This window comes from Corynebacterium silvaticum (genome assembly GCF_004382825.2).
Taxonomy (GTDB): domain Bacteria; phylum Actinomycetota; class Actinomycetes; order Mycobacteriales; family Mycobacteriaceae; genus Corynebacterium; species Corynebacterium silvaticum.
This window is the reverse complement of sequence record NZ_SDQO02000004.1, coordinates 1-20,820: the sequence shown is the minus strand read 5'-3', so window position 1 is coordinate 20,820 and position 20,820 is coordinate 1. Positions and strand designations below refer to the sequence as shown.

Sequence of the window (20,820 nt, the reverse complement as noted above, 5' to 3'; positions counted from 1 at the left end):
CCGATGACCAATTATCTAGTACCGGAGTCCGGACTCACATCACTTTCTGCTGCGGAACTCGCCCAGAAGATTCATTCCCGTGAGGTCACCTCCCGTGAAGTCACCCAAGCTCATCTTGACCGCATTGCTGAGGTCGACCTCACCCTTAATTCGTTCTTGCATGTGGGTGCTGCGGAAGCCCTTGCTGCTGCCGACGAGGTAGACGCTGCGTTGGACCGTGGAGAAGCTCCGGCATCCGCACTCGCCGGTGTTCCCATTGCCCTCAAAGATGTCTTTGTTACCACGGATGCACCCACCACGTGCGCCTCAAAGATGCTGGAAGGCTACGTTGCGCCTTATGACGCAACCGTTACCCAGAAACTCCGTGCCGCAGGTATCCCGATTTTGGGCAAGACCAACATGGATGAGTTTGCGATGGGTTCCTCCACGGAGAACTCCGCTTATGGCCCGACCCGCAACCCATGGGATATCGACCGCACACCAGGCGGCTCCGGTGGCGGTACATCCGCAGCTCTTGCATCCGGTGAGGCGCCACTCGGTATAGGCACCGACACGGGCGGTTCGATCCGCCAGCCGGCAGCCCTAACCAACACGGTGGGAGTGAAGCCAACCTACGGCACTGTCTCTCGCTACGGCTTGGTAGCCTGCGCATCGTCGCTAGACCAAAGCGGCCCAACCGCGAGAACCGTTCTAGATACAGCTCTGCTCCACGAAGTTATTGCAGGCCATGATAAATACGACGCTACCAGCGTAGACCTCCCAGTTGCTCCTGTGGTAGCAGCAGCACGAGAAGGCGCAAACGGAGATCTAAGCGGCGTGAAAATTGGCGTGGTTAAGCAATTCGACCGCGACGGTTATCAGCCGGGAGTGCTGGAGCAATTCCACGCCGCAGTGGAACAGCTCACCTCCCAGGGCGCAGAGATCGTGGAAGTCGATTGCCCGCACTTTGATGATGCCCTGGCAGCGTACTACCTGATCCTGCCATGCGAGGTTTCTTCCAACCTGGCGCGTTTCGACGGCATGCGTTACGGTCTGCGCGAAGGCGACGACGGATCGCATTCGGCGGATGAAGTCATGTCGCTGTCTCGTGCGGCTGGATTCGGCCCCGAGGTAAAGCGCCGCATTATTCTGGGAACCTATGCACTTTCTGTGGGCTACTACGATGCGTATTACCTGCAAGCACAGCGCGTACGTACCCTCATCGCTCAAGATTTTGCTGCGGCCTATGAAAAGTGCGACGTCTTGGTTTCCCCAACTACACCGACCACTGCCTTTAAGCTCGGCGAGAAAATCTCCGATCCCTTGGCTATGTACAACTTTGATTTGTGCACCCTGCCGTTGAACCTTGCCGGCCTGTGCGGAATGTCTGTTCCTGCGGGATTGGCAAAAGACACAGGGTTGCCCGTGGGCTTGCAGATCATGGCACCGGCATTCTGCGATGACCGCCTGTACAAGGTAGGCGCCGCGTTTGAAGCAGGTCGCAAGTAACTGCTTTTGCGCCACAACCCCTTTCTTTGCTCAGCGTAATGCGCTGAGTGCGGAAAGGGGTCTTTCTTATCTAATGCCTAAGGTGTTGCGCGATGGATGCATTAGAACAAGATCTGCATCACATAAAATCCTGATGCCTGATCAAAGGTCACCTCTGAGAATCCGAGGTGCGAATACACCTGGTGAGCCCTGGTGTTTGCTTTATCCACGGAGAGTGAAATTCCTGGTGCGCCTAGGCTTTGGGCTAACGCTATGGCGGCCTTGAGTAGGAGAGAGGCTACGCCTGTGCCACGAAACCTCGGTTCGATGGCAATAGCAACTTCGGGGATCTCCTCGCTGACGTAACCGTAGCCGTGGTTGTCTGAGGTTCCCCACAGCAGCCAAGCTCCACCAGCAGGGATCCTGTTATCGTCCCAGGCGATAAAGCCGCCATCTGTGGGGTCCCAGTGATCGAGATAAAAATATGTGTCGTTGATAAAGTTTTGGCTTAGCTCGGAGCCTTCATCACCGTAAACGTCCGTGAGAAAGTTGAGCCGCGCAATATAGGTGCGGTCAGCCTCACGAGTCGGGACGAGAACAATATTTTGTTCGGTCATGACAGCACAGTCTATACGTAGCGTCGCGGTGTATTGTGGGACAAGCAATGAGCATCAACATAGAAGACGCTCAGATAGCCTTCAGGTTCTGTTGTGAATGCTGTATCCGCAGGAAAAAGGTGGTTAACGGCGCAGAGCTGGGGGTTTTCTTCTTCTATCATCACCGGGTGCTCGCTATACGGAGCCAGAAAAATAGCCCAGGTTCATAGAAAGAAGGAACGTCCTATGAGCGTCGAATCTCGTGACACATACGCTGATCCTGATGCCGGGATGCGCAGTGCACAAGGATCGAATCAGTATCCGACCATGCCGCTTCCAGAAAAAGAAGCGTGGCCGGCACTGATTGCATTGTGCGTTGGCTTTTTTATGATTCTGCTTGATCAAACCATCGTGGTGGTTGCTACCCCAGTGCTGCAAAAAGAGCTAGGGGCATCGTATAACGAGGTCATTTGGGTTACGTCAGCGTATCTCCTCACCTTCGCTGTCCCTCTCCTTATCACGGGGCGTCTTGGCGATCGCTTTGGTCCACGAAATGTCTATGTTGCTGGAATGGTCGTGTTCACGCTCAGCTCTCTGGCGTGCGGTTTTGCTCCGAATATGATCACGTTGATCATCGCCCGCGCGGTGCAAGGCTTTGGAGCTTCTCTTCTAACTCCGCAGACTATGAGCCTCATTAACCGGATGTTTGCTCGTGAACGCCGTGGTACGGCGTTGGGAGCATGGGGAAGCGTAGCCGGTTTGGCCACTCTCACTGGTCCTATCCTCGGCGGCTTTATTACGGCCTCGTTTGGCTGGCAATGGATCTTTTTTATTAACGTTCCACTCGGGATCGTGTCAGTATGGTCTGTTATCCGTCTTGTCCCACGGTTGCGTCCGACCAATCGCAGCATTGACGGCATGAGCATGGTGCTCTCTGTTGTCGCCGTGTTTTCTCTTGTGTTTGCTCTCCAAGAAGGCGAAAACGCTGGTTGGAGCTGGTGGATTTGGGTCCTTATCGTAGTAGGACTTGTGGTTGCCGTGCTGTTTGTTTATCAGCAGGAACGTGCGGAAAAAGCAGGCAAAGACGCTTTGATGCCGTTGTCTCTCTTCTCGATCCGCAATTTTTCACTGGGAAACATCGGCATCATCGCTATGGGCTTTGCTATTGCGGGCACCCCTTTGCCAATCATGTTGTTCTTGCAACAGGTACACGGGTTATCGGCCTTTCAGGCGGGCCTATTTTTAGTCCCCCAAGCACTTATTTCTGCGCTATTTTCCCCGTTCATCGGCAAGCTTTCAGATAAACGTTCGCCGCATAATATCGCTGCTTTTGGCTTTACGACGATGGCCATCGGGCTTGGAAGCGTTGCACTCGTGATGATTCTTGAGGTTTCCGTTTATTGGGTTCTTCTTGCGTTTATCATCTATGGATTTGGCAACGCGTTTGTATGGTCGCCCAACTCTACATCGACGATGCGAGACCTCCCGTTGAATCACATGGGAGTGGGATCTGGCGTGTACAACACCACACGCCAGATCGGATCGGTCATGGGATCAGCGGCTATCGGGGCAGTATTGCAATGGCGAATCATGGTAGCGAGCCCAAGCGTGGCCTACGGTGAAGCCGTGCTGTTGGGAGCGGGATTCCTTATCATCGGTATTATTTCTGCCCTTTTGGCCAAGGATAATAGCTAGTCAACCTTGGGGAGGCAGCCGGAATGTGGTTAACGGGTGTCTGATAGCGCGTAGGAAGCGGTTGCGGTTGCAGCAGTAACCGTGAGAACCGCTGGCCATGCGCCGATCTTTTTCGCAAGCGGATGGCTAAGTCCGAATGCTCCAATGTAGGTTGCCGCAAGAGCGGACGTCAGGAGGACTCCGCCTTTTGCCCACCACGAGCGCCCAGCCCACACACCTGCAGCCGCAAGGACCGCGCCACCGAGTGGCCGTATGCCGGTCTCGCGGGCAGTAAGCCAACCTCCTATCAGACCACTAGCAACGACCGCAGACGTAGTGACCTCCGCAGGAGGCTTGATGTCAAAACCCATAAATTGTGCCATGGTGCTCATGCTACAGGCTGAGATATTCGTGCGACGTGAGCGATTGGTAGGAGAGGGGCGTCGAGAAGCTTTTGCGTCGGGGTGTCCCAGTGAGAGATTCGGTTTCTTAGTATCTTGCTATTTATACTGAAGAAGATTTTCAGTGACTGAGTGAGTGGCGGCAGCGCCACATCGGGAATCTGGTGCAAAACCAGAACTGGCGCGCAGCGGTGAGGATACAACTGCAATTACCTTGAAATACCACTGGGGTTTGGATTCCTGGGAAGGGCGGTAATTGTGGGTTTGAGTATCTAAGTCCGAAGACCGGCTTAGTCAGCAGACTTGTTCTGCCGCCTCGCGATTTAGGCGGGCAGACCGACTCAAGTGGGTCTTGTAGTGCGTAAAATTGCCTGCCACTCCAGCGCTTTTCCTCATCATTGTAGGACTAGCGGCACTGAGCTTTGTGGTGTCTTTATCTTTTGGGTCGGTTGATTATTCGCGCTCGGAAATATGGGAAGTAGTACGTCAGCACCTTGCAGGGGAGACCTACTCCGATCAAGCGGTAGACGCAGTGGTTTGGGAGCTTCGTGCACCTCGTGGTTTGCTTGCACTTATTGTGGGAGCAGGCTTGGCTCTTGCCGGTGTAACAATGCAAACGCTTGTCCGAAATCCGTTGGCTGACCCGTATCTGCTTGGTATTTCTTCCGGCGCGAGCGTAGGTGCAACCGCAGTGCTCGTCTTTGGCGTCTTGAGTGGCTTTGGCCTTTATTCACTCTCAGCTGGGGCTTTGATTGGTGCACTTGTGGCCACGTTAACTGTGTATGCGGTGACTATCGCTCAAGGAGGGCTGACGCCACTGCGCCTCATCCTCTCCGGTGTGGTTCTGTCTTCCGCTTTCTCCGCGCTTGCTAGCTTTTTGGTGTTCAAGGGGCCTGATGCTCGTGCTGCGCAAGGCGTGATGTTTTGGATGCTCGGATCAGTAGCCGGAGCACAATGGAACAAGCTCCTCATACCGGCAGTCGTGGTGCTTGTGGCTTTTATTATTTTGATGCTATGTAACCGCCAGATGGACGCTCTTGCCGCAGGCCCCGACACCGCCGCCGCTTTGGGTGTTCGGGTAGGGCTGCTGCGCCAAGGCCTGTTTTTTGTCCAAGCTCTCCTCGTAGGCGGCATGGTCGCTGTGGCTGGAGGCATCGGATTTGTGGGCCTAGTAATTCCGCATCTGGCGCGGATACTGGTTGGCTCACTTCATCGTCGTCTTTTGCCTATCGCTGCAGTGTTCGGTGCGCTTTTTATGGTCTGGGTTGACGTACTTGCCCGGATTGCTGCTCCGCCACAGGAGATCCCGTTGGGCGTGGTAACAGGGGTTGTCGGCGCACCGCTCTTCCTGATTCTTATGGGAAGAAAGAACTATCATTTTGGGGGCCAGGACTAAAATGACACGTTTTCAAGCAGCAGGCGTTGCGTGTGGATTTGACCGGACAGTATTATTGCTCCGAGACGTTTACTTTGCAGTGGACAGCGGCACCATGACCGCAATAGTTGGCGTCAATGGAGTGGGAAAGTCAACTCTTTTGCGCGTCCTTGCCGGAATCCGGAAACCACATGCCGGCAAGGTTTTCATAGACGATGTTGACGTGTATTCCATGCGGTCAAAACAGCGAGCAAAGACGCTCACTTTTGTGGGACAGGAGGAAACACCTCCTGGAGATTTGACCGTAAAAGAAGCAGTCTGCCTGGGTAGGCTCCCGCACACTAAAGTGTGGCAGTTCGATTCCAAGGAAGAGACGCGCTTGGTCAACGATGCATTGCAACTTGTTGGCTTGCAGGACCGTGCGGCGATGGAATGCGCGTCGCTTTCTGGTGGGCAGCGCCGTCGAGTGCTTTTTGCTCGTGGATTTGCGCAAGGCACGGATCTCATTTTTCTTGATGAGCCGACCAACCACCTTGATGTGCACCACCAGCTGCACCTGCTCAAAGTGCTACGAGACTCTGGGCGCACGATTATTGCAACGGTTCATGACCTTGATCTAGCGATGAGCCATTTTGATCACGTGGTGGTTCTTGATCACGGTGGTGTGGTTGCTTCAGGGCCTCCGGAAAGTGTGCTGATCCCGGAGAACTTGCGCAAAGTCTTTGAAGTGGAAGCATTTGTCACCCGGCACCCTGGTGCCAGCCGCTCCCACGTCATCATTGATTCACTCTAAAAATTCCTATTTTTTTTAAGGAGCATGACCATGAAGAAAGCCATTATCCCAATTCTTGGGGTTTCCCTTGTTCTTAGCGCATGTGGAGGCGCTACCTCCGATTCTGCTAAAGAGTCGACTGCCGCAAAAACTAGTGGTGTGACCGTCACCAACTGTGGTGAGGAAGTGACCTTTGACAAGGCTAATGAGCTCTTTGTCAATGATGGCAACATCATCTCTATTGCGCTTGCCGCAGGCGCCAGCGACAAGATCAAATATGTCAGCTCACTGCAGCGTGACAAGGAGATTCTGCGCGCAAAGTTTGGCGAGCACGTTGACTCTCTGAACGAAACTTCCAAGGATTACCCCTCCCTGGAGGCCGTGGTGGCAAAGCATCCGGACGTCTTTATGGCAGGCTGGAATTATGGCTTTTCTGAGGAAAAGAATCTCACTCCTGAATCCCTGAAAGCACAGGGGATCTCTTCCTATATTCTGAGCGAGTCCTGCAAGCAGAGTGGATCAGATAAGCGTGGGGTCTATGACCCATGGGAAGCTGTCCAGATGGACATCTCCAACATCGGAGCCATCACCAATAATAACAAGGAAACAGCAGAATCCTCGGTGAAAGACCTTACTGATCGACTTGAGTCCTTGAAGAAGCTCAAGACAGCGGATAAGAAGCCGAATGTTTTCGTCTTTGACTCCGGAAGAGGCGATGCTGTTTACACCTCTGGAAAGTTTGGTGCTCCGCAGGCGCCCAGAATGCTTCAGGTGATATCGAGGACACCTGGACCAGCGTGGGCTGGGAAAAGATCGCTTCTGCTACCCCGGATGCTTTTGTCTTTGTGGATTATCCAGGTCAGGAGTTCAACGAAAAAGTAGAAGAGCTCCGCGCAAATCCTGCGACCAAGAACCTTCCCGCGGTAAAAGAGAATCGCTTTATCAACTTGCCGTACACAATGTGGACCTCAGGTTACCTCAACATCGATGCCGCCGAGCATGTGCGTAAGGGCCTAGAAAAGTTCAACCTTGCTCCACAGTCTGAGATGACTCCAAAGCTGACACTTCCTAGCTCTGTAGCTGGCCAGGAGTTTGTTTCTTAAAGCATCTGAACGCCTCCTGATTGCTTTTGATTACTTTCCCTGATGGAAACTCTGTACGTTTTCCATCAGGGAAAGTAACGTTTTAGGCGAGGATTCCTCGCCCTTTTATGTGTTGCGAGGAATAGTGCTGTGTAGCTGACCCAATGCGCGGCAAGGAGCTACATACCCACAATCTACGCAGAGGGAAGATGCTATGAGCGACAAACAAGTCTCGCGAGCTGGAGGTGTACATAAAGAGCTCCAGCAACCAGAAGTGGACCTGCACGAACTTCTTACTACTGCTGAAGATGCTCAACACAAAGTCTCAGCAAGCTCTCCCCGGTGGAGGAAGAGTCTAGTAGGGGCGTCGTTCTTAGCCATTCTTTATTCTCGACTCATTGGTACTCCTTGGTTGAGCATCGCTGTGCTTTTCTTCTTTTTGGCCATCTTCCGTGCCTCATCCGTGTACAGTTATCGGACTCGAGGAGTCCGGCATGCCGTGCGGGGTAGCGGAAAGCCAATGCAACAAAATTGGTTTTACGACGTTCCACCTGGGCAGAGGAAGCGGATGCAGGCAGGGTACATGGTGCTTGTGTTGAGCCCTCTTCTTGTCTCTGCGGCACGAGATTTCAGCATTGTTGCGGGCGCTACCCTAGCGACGCTGTTGAGTGGTGTGGCCATATTCTGGTTTGCCAAGTACTCGGAAGCGATGTTGTGACAATGAGTCGTCGGAAGCTGTGAGCCCTGTGTCGCTGGATCGGTATTTACATACTGTGCCGCGGACAAAAATCTGTGCCACTTTGTGGGCAGCAAAAGCGATTCCTGATCGTAATGAGATGAAGTTTTCTAAGCTTCAGAAGCTTACCTGCTTGAGCGAATCATCGCTATCCAAGCAATTAAACTTTCTTGAGTCTGTGGGATATGTACGTAGGTTTCGCGATTATGGGTCCAGTCGTTCTAAAGACGTTGTGTGGGTGTCTCTTACAGAATAAGGGGACGCTGAAATACGAGGAATATGTGGACGCGCTGAAGCAGCTATTGCAATCTGGCTGTGGCAGCTCTTAAAATCTTGTGCGGACTTCAGGACTTCATGGGGGACTCTTAGCAGGTGATAAATCCCACAGGCTCAAGGGTATTCGCAACAAAAAGAGGATCAAGGGTTTCCGTGCGGGCATAAACAAACACAAAAGTGGCAGGGAAGGACTAGACTGAAGCCTATGCGAATTGCGACTTTAACCTCCGGTGGCGATTGCCCTGGACTCAACGCTGTTATCCGCGGTATCGTCCGCACGTGTTCCGAATACGGTTCTACCGTTGTGGGATATGAGGACGGTTGGGTTGGTCTCATGGAAGACAAGCGCATTCAACTTTACGATGATGAAAATATTGATCGTATTCTTTTGCGCGGCGGAACGATCTTGGGAACTGGTCGTCTTCACCCAGATAAGTTCAAAGCGGGGCTTGAACAAATCAAAGAGAATCTGGCAGACGCCGAAATTGACGCATTGATTCCCATAGGCGGCGAAGGCACACTAAAAGGAGCCCAATGGCTCTCCGATAACGGAATTCCTGTGGTGGGTGTGCCAAAAACCATTGACAATGACGTCAACGGTACCGATTACACCTTTGGTTTTGACACAGCAGTGTCGGTAGCAACCGATGCCATTGATCGACTCCATACCACAGCAGAATCCCACAATCGCGTGATGATCGTGGAAGTGATGGGACGCCATGTCGGGTGGATTGCGCTGCACGCCGGAATGGCAGGTGGAGCTCACTACACAGTGATTCCAGAACAGCCTTTTGACATCAATGAAGTCTGTAAGGCAATGGAACGTCGTTTCCAAATGGGGGAGAAGTACGGAATTATTGTCGTTGCTGAGGGTGCCCTGCCTAAGGAAGGGACGATGAGCTTTGACCAAGGGTGCGTGGATCAGTTTGGACATCAAACCTTTAATGGCATCGGTCAGGTGATCGGAGAAGAGATCAAGAGGCGTCTGGGACACGATGTGCGCACCACTGTGCTTGGGCACATCCAACGTGGTGGCACCCCAACTGCCTATGATCGCGTCTTGGCAACTCGATATGGTGTACACGCTGCTCGTGCATGCCATACACAGGATTTTGGCAAGATGGTGGCACTCCACGGTGAGCATATTGATCTGATTCCTTTGGAAGAAGCCGTAGGAACTTTGAAGGTAGTTCCTGAGGCCCGGTATCGGACTGCTAGAGCACTCTTTGGATAAAACATTCGTGGTGGCCCTTCCTGTTTTTCGAGTAGGAAGGGCCATTGTTTTACCCTGTTGGGCTGTGAACGTTGCGCAGATTCCAAGCGCGAGCATGGAGAGCCTCGTTCTGGCAACCTCAATGAACCATTAACGGTAGCGATGAACTAGAATTTCGAGTCATGACCGCTGCAATGTATGACCTGATGGACTTTGATGAGGTCCTGGAGAAATTCGACCCTGTCATGGGCCTTGAAGTTCACGTGGAGTTGGCCACTGAAACTAAAATGTTTTCTGCCCCCTCGGCGCATTTTGGTGCCGAGCCTAACTCGAACGTTGATCCAGTTTCCCTAGGACTGCCAGGTGCATTGCCTGTGGTTAATGCCAAGGGCGTTGAGTGGGCTATCAAGATCGGTCTTGCACTGAACTGCCAGATTGCAGAATCCTCACGGTTTGCTCGTAAGAACTATTTTTACCCAGACCAGCCAAAGAACTACCAGATTTCGCAATACGACGAGCCCATCGCTTACGACGGCTACCTGGATGTTGTGCTGGACGATGGCACCCCGTGGCGCGTGGAGATTGAGCGCGCGCACATGGAAGAGGACACCGGAAAGCTGACTCACCTAGGCGGTGCCGACGGACGTATTCACGGAGCTACAGCTTCGCTCGTCGACTGCAACCGTGCAGGTATCCCACTCATCGAGATCGTTACCAAGCCAATTGAAGGCGCCGGAGAGCGAGCTCCAGAAGTTGCGCGTGCGTACGTAGGGGCGCTTCGGGATTTGGTGAAAGCCTTGGGCGTTTCTGATGCTCGCATGGATCAGGGCTCGATGCGATGTGATGCTAACGTGTCGCTGCGTCCCGTTGGAACCGTCGAATTTGGTACGCGCACCGAGACCAAGAACATTAACTCCTTGAAGTCCGTTGAGCAGGCAGTGCGCTTTGAGATGCAGCGTCAGGCTCAGGTGTTGGAAGATGGCGGGACGATTGATCAGGAGACGCGCCACTATCAAGAAACCGACGGAACTACGTCCAAGGGTCGTCCTAAAGAAACAGCTGAAGACTACCGCTACTTCAACGATCCCGACCTCCCACCGGTTATCGCACCGCGTGAGTGGGTGGAGGAAATCCGCTCGACGCTTCCTGAACTTCCTTGGGTGCGTCGTTCGCGTATCCAGCAGGAGTGGAATCTTAAAGACGAGGAGATGCGTGATCTGGTCAACGCAGGCGCGCTTGATCTGATCGTAGAAACTGTAGATGCAGGGGCAACGCCTGCAGAGGCGCGTTCCTGGTGGGTTGCTTACTTGTCGCAGAAAGCAAATGAGCAAGGAATAGACCTTGACGCTTTGCCTATTAGCGCCGCGCAGGTTGCTCGCGTAGCTGCTTTGGTTAAAGAAGGAAAGCTGACAAATAAGTTGGCTCGCCAGGCTGTCGACGGCGTTCTTGCCGGCGAAGGCGACGTTGACCAGGTTGTTGTTTCTCGTGGTTTGGAAGTTGTGCGTGACGATGGTGCGATTGAAAAGGCTGTCGAAGAAGCATTGGCTGCTAATCCCGATATCGTAGAAAAGTACCGGGCTGGAAACACCAAGGTTACAGGTGCAATCGTCGGAGCAGTGATGAAGGCTACCCGAGGCAAAGCTGACCCGGCTCAAGTAAATAAGCTCATCGCGGAGAAGCTTGCCTAATTGAGCTAAAGGAGCAATGCTTCCGCGCTGCTAAAACACAAAGAGGCGTACCACAGTAGCTAGTAGATTTTTGCTAGCACATCGTGGCACGCCTCATTGTGCTTGGTCAGTGGCTTAAATTAGGGTGTTGTATTTTTCCTCGACAACGAGCGGTGTGTGAGCGCACACTGGTAGGCATGACATATTCAAGAGAAACAGAACCTGTATACGTTCCTGCTGCGGATCGCTACAAGGATATGGAATACCGGATTGTCGGGCAGTCGGGTCTGCGGCTTCCTGCTATCAGTCTCGGTTTCTGGCATAACTTTGGAGATGACAAGCCGCTAGCAACACAGCGTGCGATTGTTCATCGTGCGTTTGATCGGGGAATTACTCACTTTGATCTGGCCAACAACTACGGCCCTCCTGCAGGATCTGCGGAGAAAAATTTTGGTCGGATTTTTTCGGAGGCCCTCAAGGCGTATCGCGATGAGATAGTGATCTCAAGCAAAGCCGGCTGGAATATGGGGGCAGGCCCTTATAGCTTCGGAGGATCACGGAAGTATCTGATGGATTCTTTGGATGCTTCTTTATCTCGACTGGGCCTAGAACACGTGGATATTTTCTATCACCATCGCCCGGACCCGGACACCCCGTTGGAGGAAACCGTATATGCGCTGCGCGATATTGTGGCTTCGGGTAAGGCTCGCTATGTGGGGATCTCATCGTACGGTGCAGAGCTGACTAGTGAGGCTGCGGCGATGATGGCAGAAGAGGGATGCCCGCTGCTTATCCATCAGCCGAGTTATTCCATTTTGAATCGTTGGGTGGAAGAACCTGGTGAAGACGGGGACTCTCTCCTGGAATCTGCTGCTGATTCTGGCCTCGGGGTTATCGCGTTTTCCCCTCTGGCTCAGGGGCTGCTGACTGACCGTTACCTGGATGGAATTCCGGAAAACTCGCGTGCCGCGGCTGGGAAGTCTTTGGGAACGGACATGCTTTCTCCTAGCAACCTAGAGATGGTGTCCAAGCTCAATGAGATTGCAAAGCGACGCGGACAGACCCTTGCACAAATGGCGATCGCATGGGTTCTGAGGGAGCAAGGAGATTACGGAATAGAGACCGTTACTAGTGCATTGATCGGAGCTTCCTCGGTTGAACAGCTAGATCAGAACATTGATGCGCTTAATAATCTGAGCTTTACCACTGAAGAGCTCAATGAAATCGATACGATTGCTAACGACGGCGGAATCAACATCTGGGCTGGGGCAACGAAATCGAAAACTCACGGTTCGGAGTCTGACTCTTAGCAAAATAATGTGAAGGGAAGAAGGTGCCTGCCTTCTTCCCTTATACGGTTGTTAGTGCATCAGCAGGCGGAAGCACATGATGAACATGATCACGCCGATGGCAACGTTGATGTAGCGCCAGACCGTTGGACGGGCAAGCACATGCGCAAAGCGGAGTGAAGTAAACCCGATGAATGGGAACCACACAAAGCTAGCCGCTAGAGCTCCGGCAGCGAAGACCCAACGCCCAGTCTCACCGTGCTGATTGGCGATGCCTCCGAGCATTACTAAAACGTCGATGTAGGCGGCAGGGTTAAGCCACGTAAAAGCAAGCGCTGCTAAGGCGGGTTTAACCCAGGGGCGGTGGGCGTCGTGTGCCGTGTTCTGCTGTTCCGTGGATCGTCGTGAAGGCTTTCCTAGGCGCGTTTTAGGCGCAGTGATCAGGCTAGAGTTGCCGTGCTGCCGGGAATGCATTTCGGAGCTCTCGGCGTACTCGGGTTCAGATTCTTCCACCGTGAGGGCGTCGCCACGCCGTTTAAGAGCATCTCTCCAACAGCTAATGCCGAAGTACAAGAGATAAGCGGCGCCGAGCCACTTCAACGCCACGAGGGCTATAGGTGCGCGTTCTACCAGCGCACCAACGCCTGCTGTGCCGCCAAAGATCAAAATGACATCGGAAATGATGCAGACCAGAAGCACGGCCAGGACGCCCTCACGTTTGACGCCCTGTCTAATAATGAGAGCATTTTGCGGGCCGATGGCAACGATAAGGGACAATCCCATCAGGAATCCAGCGATTGCAATACTCATATCTCAAGAATGCACCGTGCAGTAAGGTTAAGTAAAATGAATGATTTTACACTTGGTTTAGAATAGCTTCATGAACCCACTTCACCTGCAAACATTGTCCGCGATCATAGACGAGGGAAGCTTTGAAGATGCAGCCTCCATTTTGGGGGTCTCGCCGTCCGCGGTAAGTCAGAGAATCAAGGCGCTAGAGAAGGACATCGGCCGGGTGGTCATTCGTAGAACATCGCCTCCTACTCCCACCGATGCTGGCGAGATTCTGCTCCAAACTGCGCGCAGAATGGAACTACTACAGGCCGAGGCAAACGCACAGCTCCACGAGCGTATTGACCGTGTTCCGCTGACCGTGGCAGTTAACGCGGATTCGCTTTCAGAGTGGTTCAAACCAGTGCTTGCCGACGTCGCACGGTGGGACTCGGCTACCTTGCATGTTCGGGTCGATGACGAGGCTTATTCGCTCGACCTTCTCAAACGTGGAGATGTGCTCGGTGCAGTTACCGGTGAGGCTAAAGCTGCATCGGGTTGTGAATCGATTGCTCTGGGGGCATTCCATTACGTATCCGTGGCAAACCCATGGCTTCTAGACCGTTACACACATCAAGATGGGACAGTGGACTGGAATACGATGCCGGTGCTGCGTTTCGGCCCACGGGATGCATTGCAAGATAAAGATCTTGAACGCAGGTTATGCCAAGTACCGCGTCGGCGTCGGGTGTCTGAAATACCTTCGGCAGAAGCTTTCTTTGAGGCGGCTCGAGTGGGGTTGGGGTGGGCGCTACTACCGGAATCGCAGGCTACGCCTTTGCTGGAAAGCGGTGAAGTGGTCATGCTAGATTCCACTGTTTTTGAAGTGCCGCTGTATTGGCAGAGGTGGCGGCTAGAGTCGCCGTCCCTTGACCGACTTACGGAATCGGTCATTTCTGCAGCGTCGCAGGTATTGCGTCCTATGAGTCGCACGGCGTAATGGGTATGACGAGTTGGCGAAAGCGATAGGAATATCCGCGCACATGAGAAAGACTGGTTAGCGGGAACGGCACGACACTATCGGAAAGTGCTGTGTCTATAGCGGAAGTCTCTTAAAGAATGTGTGCCTGTCCTGGTACGGGATTTTTTAGACGCTCTGAGTAGGAGAGTGGAGTGGGGAGTGAAACACCTTCACGGAAAGGTGTGCCGTCGAAAGCTTCCCGATGATGCTCTGTGAAAAACTGGGCAAAGTCGGGGCCCTTAGGCACGATCTGATTGGGGTTTATGTCGGCGTGAGTGATGTAGTAGTGCTGCTTGATCTCGTGGAAGTCCGTGGTGTCGCCGAACCCGGGGGTTTGAAAGAGATCCCGTAGATATCCCCAGATCATGGGCATTTCCGTAATTTTATTGCGATTGCACTTAAAATGCCCATGGTACACCGCGTCGAATCTGATGAGGGTGGTGTAAAGGTAGATATCTGCGAGCGTAATGTGACGTCCTATGAGGTATCTCTGAGAAGAGAGTCGCTTTTCGATGGTGTCGAGGGCCGAGAAAAGGCGATCGTAGGCCGCATCATAAGCTTTTTGACTCCCCGCAAATCCACACCTATAGACCCCGTTGTTGATCTCGGTAAACATAAACTTTGTTATGGCGTCGATGTCTTTGCGCAGCTCTATTGGGTAGAGGTCTGGCGCGCCGGGACGCTCATAGGCAGACCATTGGTCGTTAAGATCGGGCACCATGCTGGGATAATCGTTGGTGATGACTTTTCCTGAAGCAATCTCGACGATCGCCGGAACGGTGATCCCACGTGGGTAATTGGGGAATCGTTTGAGGTAGGTGTCGCGAAGCCTCGGTATGGCTAGGACGGGGTCAACTTTTCCTGGGTCGAGATCAAACGTCCACGAGCGCCAATCGTGGGTTGGTCCTGTTAGCCCAAGGGAAATGACATTTTCAAGACCTTTTAGGCGGCGCGTGATTACTGCCCTGTGCGCCCACGGGCAGGCTCGGGCTGCGATGAGACGGTAACATCCCGGCTCAACAGGCCAGAACGTTCGACCGTCTTTTTGTGGCGTGGGGTGGTCAACGGTGGCGAGGATGCGATCGTCGATATAGTGGGTGTCGCGTTGGAATTCTCCGTTGTCGTCTTTGGACGTGTAGCTTTCGTAGCCGTCGAAGTCTTTCTTGTGCATGGCGGTGTTTTCTGGGTTGTCTGCTGCGGAACTGGGCTGCAAGGGTGCTGGTGACATGTCATCAAGTATAGATTTTTTAATATTAAATTCGTGATAAGGTTTGCCTAAAGGTGTGAGATTTTTTACATGCAATCGTTAGCATGGACTGTTACGTTTAAATCATTATGAATATGAAGCCCAATAACCTGCCCCGCGCAATAAAACGAGCGTTTATGCGTGCGACGATCCTTTCCCTCGCGATAGTAACCAGCCTTGGCCTGTTCTCTGGAAACCTCACAGGCGCTTTTAGCCAGTGGGTATCCAACGCCGGGGCAGCAGACTCGCAGGATGCGCCCCTACCTCTCATTGATGCACAGCCACTCCCTGCTCAAGAGGTGCCTCAAGAAGGGATCGTCCCGGAAACTTTTGCGGCAACTGCCGACGCTGCAACGTTGGAATCGCTCCCCATCGACGATGCTCTCGGAGGTAAGCCGGTATACAGCCGGGACCAATTTGGTCAAGCGTGGAGCGATGACGTGGACGTTGAAGGGGGACATAACGGATGTGACACTAGAAACGACATCCTGCGTCGAGACCTCACCGACATAGTTGTTCGGAATAAGACCAGGGATTGCATCATAGAAAAAGGAAAACTGGTCGATCCTTATACCGGTAGCACCATTGACTTTGTCCGCGGCGGAAAGAAAACGCACGGCGTAGACATCGACCACATCGTTCCGCTGGCCAACGCTTGGTACGCCGGAGGATACACATGGGATGAACAAAAGCGCCGCAACTTTGCCAACGATCCGATCAACTTGGTGGCTACGTCGCTAGAAGCAAACCGCATTAAGAAAGCAAAAACTGCAGACCAATGGATGCCATCAAATAAAGCATTCACATGCGAGTACGCACAGCGCCAGATCCGAGTAAAGTCCACATATGCGCTCACCGTAACAACCCGAGAAAAAGCTGCCTTAGCGGGAGCATTGAAGTCCTGTTCCTAGACTATCCGCCCGGATGCTTCTAAAATTTAGCGTCCGGGCGCGCCGAGGACTTCCCATCTTCTTCAACATTTTCGCATATTCTGGGGCGCATGAACGACAATGCCAAGCCCGACCGCGCCAGCGATCTTGACGACGAGATTCCCACGTACCAAGCCCCCTCCGCGTCATCGCCACGTGAAGAGTCTCCAGAAGCGCCTCAAGAACCTTCACAAAAAACTGTAGATCCCGCCAAGAGCCTTTATGAACGTGCGGGACGCGTGGCACCCCAGTCGATTCAACCCTCAGCGCGAAGCAATGCTGCCCCTGAGCCTGCGAGTGTGCAGCCTCCGCACGTAGAGAGCCCTGCGGAGAAGAAAGAGCGTGTCGACGCTACCTCTCACAAAGAATCCATACCGGAAGCAGTGTCGGATTCTCCTCGCGTGGAGCCGACTCGTGTTACAGAAAAGGTAGTAGCCGATGAGCCTACTACTGTGTCGCAGAAGCCTTTAGCTTCTAAGACTGATGCCACAGACGTTAAGCCCGCCGTGGCACCAGAGGTGGTTTCTCAAGCAAAGGTGCAGCATCCGCCCACGGATTCTTTTAGCACAGAGACCGTGGCAAAGCAGCCTGCACCTGCGGAAGACAAAACCACTGTGTTTAGTGCTGCGCCGGCAGCTCCAGCGGCCGCGGCTGCCTCCGTCGCTAGGCCTGTCACTCCTAAAACTCCAGGAGAAGAGAAGACAACAACCCTGGGGCGAGACACTCAACGTCATAGCCAACCGCTTGCTTCAGACGCTCCCACCTCGATATACCGCGATCCTGCTCCTACTGAGCGGGCGGCTTATAGGGATGAGGATTTCGCACCCGCTGTGCCTCCGGTACCACCTGCGCAGCCTGCGCCGTCGACAAGCCCAGTAGTAACGCCGGCGCCGGTATCAGCACCGGCTACTACCGCCTTTGCTGAATCCCCGGTTGAGCAAGCACCTGCGGTTGCACCAGCGGCACCGCAGCCGGAACCGGTAGACGCACACGCTGTTGCCGTTGCGGCCAAACGCGGAACAATCGATTTTGGTTTGCTTGTGCTGCGCGTAGTCTTTGGCGCTTGGCTGATTTTGGATGCCGTTCAAGTGTTCTTTGCGATGGGGAATTCTGGAGGAATAAACGGCCTGCAGGATCAGTTCTCTTCCTACGCTTACGCCAGCACGTTGGCTGTTGCCGTCCCGGCTATGGAATTGGCGGCGGGCGTTTTCCTCGTCTTTGGTCTGCTCACACCAGTCGCTGCTGCTGTGGCTACTGTTGTGACGTCATTCCTCACCGTGCACCATATTGCGAGCGCGGATTCGCTGAATCTGATTGGTCTTAATAACTCCATCTGGTTTGCGTTCTTCCTCACCACTATCTCGCTGGTGCTGCAATTCACCGGCCCTGGTCTTATTTCCTTTGACGTAAGTCGGAGTTGGGCTAAACGGCCACTCGCTAGCTCGTGGGTCTTTGCCGTCTTAGGCATCGCTGGAGCCGTGGCATTGTGGTGGTTCGGCGCCGCCGTAAACCCGCTGGTCTAAACCAAGAAAAGCACTAAAGACCCTGATCTCCAGGTTTTCGGAGGTCAGGGTCTTTGCTTGTGTACTTGCTAATCTACGTGACGCACTGCGCCTTTGTCTGCGGACGTCGCCATTTTGGCGTATGCACGCAGCGCCTTGGACACGGGGCGCTGACGGTCTTGCGGCTCCCACGGTTTTTCTCGTGAATTCATAGCTTTACGACGCCGCTCGATGTCATCTTCAGTCACATCCAGGCGCAACAGCCTCTTCTGAATATCAATCGTGATCTGATCACCATTTTCGATCAGACCGATGAGCCCGCCATGAGCGGCTTCAGGAGAGATATGGCCGATTGATAGGCCTGATGTGCCTCCTGAGAAGCGACCATCGGTAATCAGTGCGCATGCTTTGCCCAGGCCAGCACCTTTAAGGAATGAGGTTGGGTGAAGCATCTCTTGCATGCCGGGACCACCAGAGGGACCCTCATAGCGGATCACCACCACGTCGCCGGGTTGGACCTCTTTATTCAGAATGATGGAGACGGCTTCTTCTTGGCTTTCAACCACGCGAGCGGGACCAGAGAACGTCCATACGGATTTATCGACTCCGGCAGATTTTACTACCGCGCCGTCGGGGGCAAGGTTGCCACGCAAAATGGCTAGACCCCCGTCGGCGGAATATGCATGGTCAATATCGTGGATACATCCATTGGCGGCGTCCAGATCGAGCGAATCCCAACGGTTGGATTGAGAGAACGCCTCAGTGGTGCGCACGCCTCCAGGAGCTGCATGGAATAACTCGATGGCTTCTTGTGAAGGATTATCGCTGCGTATATCCCAATCGCCAAGCCACTCATCCAACGATGAGTAGAGGACAGAATGGACAGTTTTTTCTAATAGGCCGTTCCTGTGGAGCTCCCCAAGTATGGCGGGGATTCCTCCGGCCCTGTGGACATCCTCGATGTGGTAATTGCCATTCGGGGCAACTTTGGACAAACAAGGGATCCGGTGTGAGAGCTCATCAATATCGGAGAGTGAGAAATCGACTTCACCCTCCTGCGCTGCAGCCAGAGTGTGGAGAACCGTATTAGTTGAGCCGCCCATCGCCATATCAAGGGCCATGGCATTGAGGAATGCTTCTTTTGTGGCCACGTTACGGGGAAGCACCGACTTGTCTTCTTGTCCGTAGTATCGCTGACACATGTCCACGATCATGGTGCCTGCTTGTTCAAACAGCCGTTTACGTGCAGTATGCGTAGCCAGCGTAGTTCCGTTGCCTGGCAAAGAAAGCCCGAGTGCTTCCGTTAAACAGTTCATTGAGTTAGCGGTAAACATTCCGGAACAGGATCCGCAGGTAGGGCAGGCAGATTCCTCAATAGTCTGTAAAGAGTCATCGTCTACGGCTTCATTGGCTGACGCAGTGATAGCGGTGATTAGATCGGTTGGGGCATGCGCTATCCCGTCAACAACTACGGCTTTGCCAGCTTCCATAGGGCCGCCAGAGACAAAAATAGCGGGGATATTTAAGCGCATTGCAGCATTGAGCATCCCAGGAGTAATTTTGTCGCAGTTGGAAATGCAGACCATGGCATCGGCAGTATGCGCATTGACCATGTATTCCACCGAGTCCGCAATAATCTCCCTACTGGGAAGGGAATAGAGCATGCCCCCGTGTCCCATGGCGATACCATCATCTACCGCGATGGTATTGAACTCTTTGGGAACTCCACCTGCTGCCCGAACTGCGTCAGCAACAATATCGCCAACATTTTTAAGATGCACGTGGCCTGGAACAAACTGCGTGTAGGAGTTAACAATCGTTACAATTGGCTTCCCAAACTCGTGCTCTTTAGTTCCCGTGGCCCGCCAGAGAGCGCGAGCGCCCGAGGCATTTCGACCGACAGTAGTGACGCGTGAACGGAGTGGAAACATGCTGTTCCTAACGTGTGGGCTGATTCTATAGATGTAGTGCTGCGCCAGATGAGATCGTGGCAGCGTAGAGCAGTGAAGGCTTGTTTCAACTGCTGCTCTCCTAGCGGGGAACCCAAGGAAAGTAGGTGACTCGTGCAGTCTCATTATGGGTGGATGAGACTGCATCGAATATTCCTACTATGTAGGATAGCTCATCTCATAAAGCTCTGTGGCTAGGACTCGTTGCGATTTTTTGCAGCCTCGCGTCGTTCAAACTCTTCTTTTGTGAGCATTTCTTGGTAGCCGTCACGATGCACGATGACAACTTTATCGTCTGCGGCCTTCTTACCTTGGGACAAGACATCGGGAATACGCCCGGCAGATGCTTCCTCTAGCCGGGGGAGTGAGTTGAAGGTAACCGCAGGTAACGGAAAGGTCTTATGCGTGGTTTTGAGCATAGCCCGGGATCCCTTGAATTCGATCCCTTGGATGTCTTCCCAATCCGCATGTGCGGGAGCCTGGAGAAAATACATAGCCGTAATGCCCGAATCGTCGACGACGGTCTTAGTTCTGAGCACCCAGATAATAAAGAGCACGGGGAAAGCTAACAGCCAAAACAGATAGAGCGGTGCTGCACCGATGATAAGGAGAAGCATCGCAGCCATAATGCCAGCCGCCAAGATATGGGTGCGCTCCTGGGAGAAAACAACTTTTGTTTTCGGCGATTGCACACCGGGGGACTTAGTGGGATCGGCAGGAGAGCCGGCTGAAGGTTTTTCGCTCATGGGAAGACATCCTAACGGACAGGGGATGAACGGGGTTGTCTGCCGCAGTTTTTAAGGAGTTATTACGCGCGAATTATGTGTACCCGCGTCGGTTGTGCCGCCTTCTGC

General features: G+C 53.3%; 17 protein-coding genes, 1 pseudogene and 1 riboswitch. Of the genes and pseudogenes, 12 read left to right on the top strand and 6 right to left on the bottom strand.

The features are described 5' to 3' along the window. Window positions 1–3 precede the first annotated feature (3 nt). Window positions 4–1,488, top strand: a complete 1,485-nt coding sequence (gatA, locus tag ET810_RS09935) for an Asp-tRNA(Asn)/Glu-tRNA(Gln) amidotransferase subunit GatA (RefSeq protein WP_134315997.1) — start codon at window positions 4–6, stop codon at window positions 1,486–1,488. A 101-nt stretch (window positions 1,489–1,589) separates the two neighbouring features. Here gatA and ET810_RS09930 read toward each other — a convergent pair whose 3' ends face one another. Next, complete coding sequence (locus tag ET810_RS09930) at window positions 1,590–2,084, bottom strand: GNAT family N-acetyltransferase (RefSeq protein ID WP_087453822.1); 495 nt, start codon at window positions 2,082–2,084, stop codon at window positions 1,590–1,592. Window positions 2,085–2,309: 225 nt separating this feature from the next. On the opposite strand from ET810_RS09930, the gene ET810_RS09925 reads away from it, so the two are divergent. Next, window positions 2,310–3,758 (top strand): DHA2 family efflux MFS transporter permease subunit, encoded by a 1,449-nt coding sequence (locus ET810_RS09925; RefSeq protein ID WP_375167313.1) that lies wholly within the window; start codon window positions 2,310–2,312, stop codon window positions 3,756–3,758. Window positions 3,759–3,787: 29 nt separating this feature from the next. Here the strand turns inward: ET810_RS09925 and ET810_RS09920 are convergent, their stop codons facing one another. Further along, the gene (locus tag ET810_RS09920; RefSeq protein WP_134315996.1) at window positions 3,788–4,120 is read right to left on the bottom strand and encodes a hypothetical protein; all 333 of its coding nucleotides are present in this window, start codon (window positions 4,118–4,120) and stop codon (window positions 3,788–3,790) included. 131 nt (window positions 4,121–4,251) lie between these two features. Continuing rightward, window positions 4,252–4,446, top strand: a riboswitch (cobalamin riboswitch). A 59-nt stretch (window positions 4,447–4,505) separates the two neighbouring features. On the opposite strand from ET810_RS09920, the gene ET810_RS09915 reads away from it, so the two are divergent. From ET810_RS09915 to ET810_RS09880, 7 genes and pseudogenes are all read left to right on the top strand, one after another. After that, window positions 4,506–5,534, top strand: coding sequence for a FecCD family ABC transporter permease (locus ET810_RS09915; RefSeq protein ID WP_134315995.1), 1,029 nt, complete (start codon window positions 4,506–4,508; stop codon window positions 5,532–5,534). 1 nt (window position 5,535) lies between these two features. Beyond that, window positions 5,536–6,306, top strand: coding sequence for an ABC transporter ATP-binding protein (locus ET810_RS09910; RefSeq protein WP_134315994.1), 771 nt, complete (start codon window positions 5,536–5,538; stop codon window positions 6,304–6,306). 30 nt (window positions 6,307–6,336) lie between these two features. Continuing rightward, window positions 6,337–7,388 (top strand): annotated as a pseudogene (locus tag ET810_RS09905) (ABC transporter substrate-binding protein). Between the two features lie 193 nt (window positions 7,389–7,581). Beyond that, a complete protein-coding gene (locus ET810_RS09900; RefSeq protein WP_225870122.1) occupies window positions 7,582–8,085 on the top strand; it encodes a hypothetical protein in 504 nt (167 codons plus the stop codon). Window positions 8,086–8,584: 499 nt separating this feature from the next. Continuing rightward, on the top strand, window positions 8,585–9,613 hold the full coding sequence (locus ET810_RS09890) for an ATP-dependent 6-phosphofructokinase (RefSeq protein ID WP_014525642.1): 1,029 nt from the start codon (window positions 8,585–8,587) through the stop codon (window positions 9,611–9,613). Between the two features lie 161 nt (window positions 9,614–9,774). Further along, the gene (gatB, locus tag ET810_RS09885) at window positions 9,775–11,280 is read left to right on the top strand and encodes an Asp-tRNA(Asn)/Glu-tRNA(Gln) amidotransferase subunit GatB (protein ID WP_087453827.1); all 1,506 of its coding nucleotides are present in this window, start codon (window positions 9,775–9,777) and stop codon (window positions 11,278–11,280) included. Between the two features lie 176 nt (window positions 11,281–11,456). Beyond that, the gene (locus ET810_RS09880; RefSeq protein WP_087453828.1) at window positions 11,457–12,569 is read left to right on the top strand and encodes an aldo/keto reductase; all 1,113 of its coding nucleotides are present in this window, start codon (window positions 11,457–11,459) and stop codon (window positions 12,567–12,569) included. A gap of 51 nt (window positions 12,570–12,620) precedes the next feature. Here the strand turns inward: ET810_RS09880 and ET810_RS09875 are convergent, their stop codons facing one another. Beyond that, window positions 12,621–13,358, bottom strand: a complete 738-nt coding sequence (locus ET810_RS09875) for a LysE/ArgO family amino acid transporter (RefSeq protein WP_087453829.1) — start codon at window positions 13,356–13,358, stop codon at window positions 12,621–12,623. Window positions 13,359–13,428: 70 nt separating this feature from the next. Here ET810_RS09875 and ET810_RS09870 point away from each other — a divergent pair, with 70 nt between their 5' ends. After that, complete coding sequence (locus ET810_RS09870) at window positions 13,429–14,319, top strand: LysR family transcriptional regulator ArgP (protein WP_087453830.1); 891 nt, start codon at window positions 13,429–13,431, stop codon at window positions 14,317–14,319. Between the two features lie 112 nt (window positions 14,320–14,431). Here the strand turns inward: ET810_RS09870 and ET810_RS09865 are convergent, their stop codons facing one another. Then, window positions 14,432–15,511, bottom strand: coding sequence for a glutathione S-transferase C-terminal domain-containing protein (locus ET810_RS09865; protein WP_134316061.1), 1,080 nt, complete (start codon window positions 15,509–15,511; stop codon window positions 14,432–14,434). A 164-nt stretch (window positions 15,512–15,675) separates the two neighbouring features. Between ET810_RS09865 and ET810_RS09860 the strand changes: the two genes are divergently transcribed. Further along, window positions 15,676–16,497 carry an HNH endonuclease family protein gene (locus ET810_RS09860; protein ID WP_087453831.1) on the top strand — a complete coding sequence of 274 codons (822 nt, stop codon included), beginning with the start codon at window positions 15,676–15,678 and terminating at the stop codon, window positions 16,495–16,497. An 89-nt stretch (window positions 16,498–16,586) separates the two neighbouring features. Further along, window positions 16,587–18,038, top strand: a complete 1,452-nt coding sequence (locus tag ET810_RS09855) for a DoxX family protein (RefSeq protein WP_087453832.1) — start codon at window positions 16,587–16,589, stop codon at window positions 18,036–18,038. A 68-nt stretch (window positions 18,039–18,106) separates the two neighbouring features. Here ET810_RS09855 and ilvD read toward each other — a convergent pair whose 3' ends face one another. Both ilvD and ET810_RS09845 read right to left on the bottom strand, forming a co-directional pair. After that, on the bottom strand, window positions 18,107–19,948 hold the full coding sequence (gene ilvD / locus ET810_RS09850) for a dihydroxy-acid dehydratase (protein WP_087453833.1): 1,842 nt from the start codon (window positions 19,946–19,948) through the stop codon (window positions 18,107–18,109). 212 nt (window positions 19,949–20,160) lie between these two features. Continuing rightward, window positions 20,161–20,712, bottom strand: a complete 552-nt coding sequence (locus ET810_RS09845) for a PH domain-containing protein (RefSeq protein ID WP_087453834.1) — start codon at window positions 20,710–20,712, stop codon at window positions 20,161–20,163. Window positions 20,713–20,820: the final 108 nt, after the last annotated feature.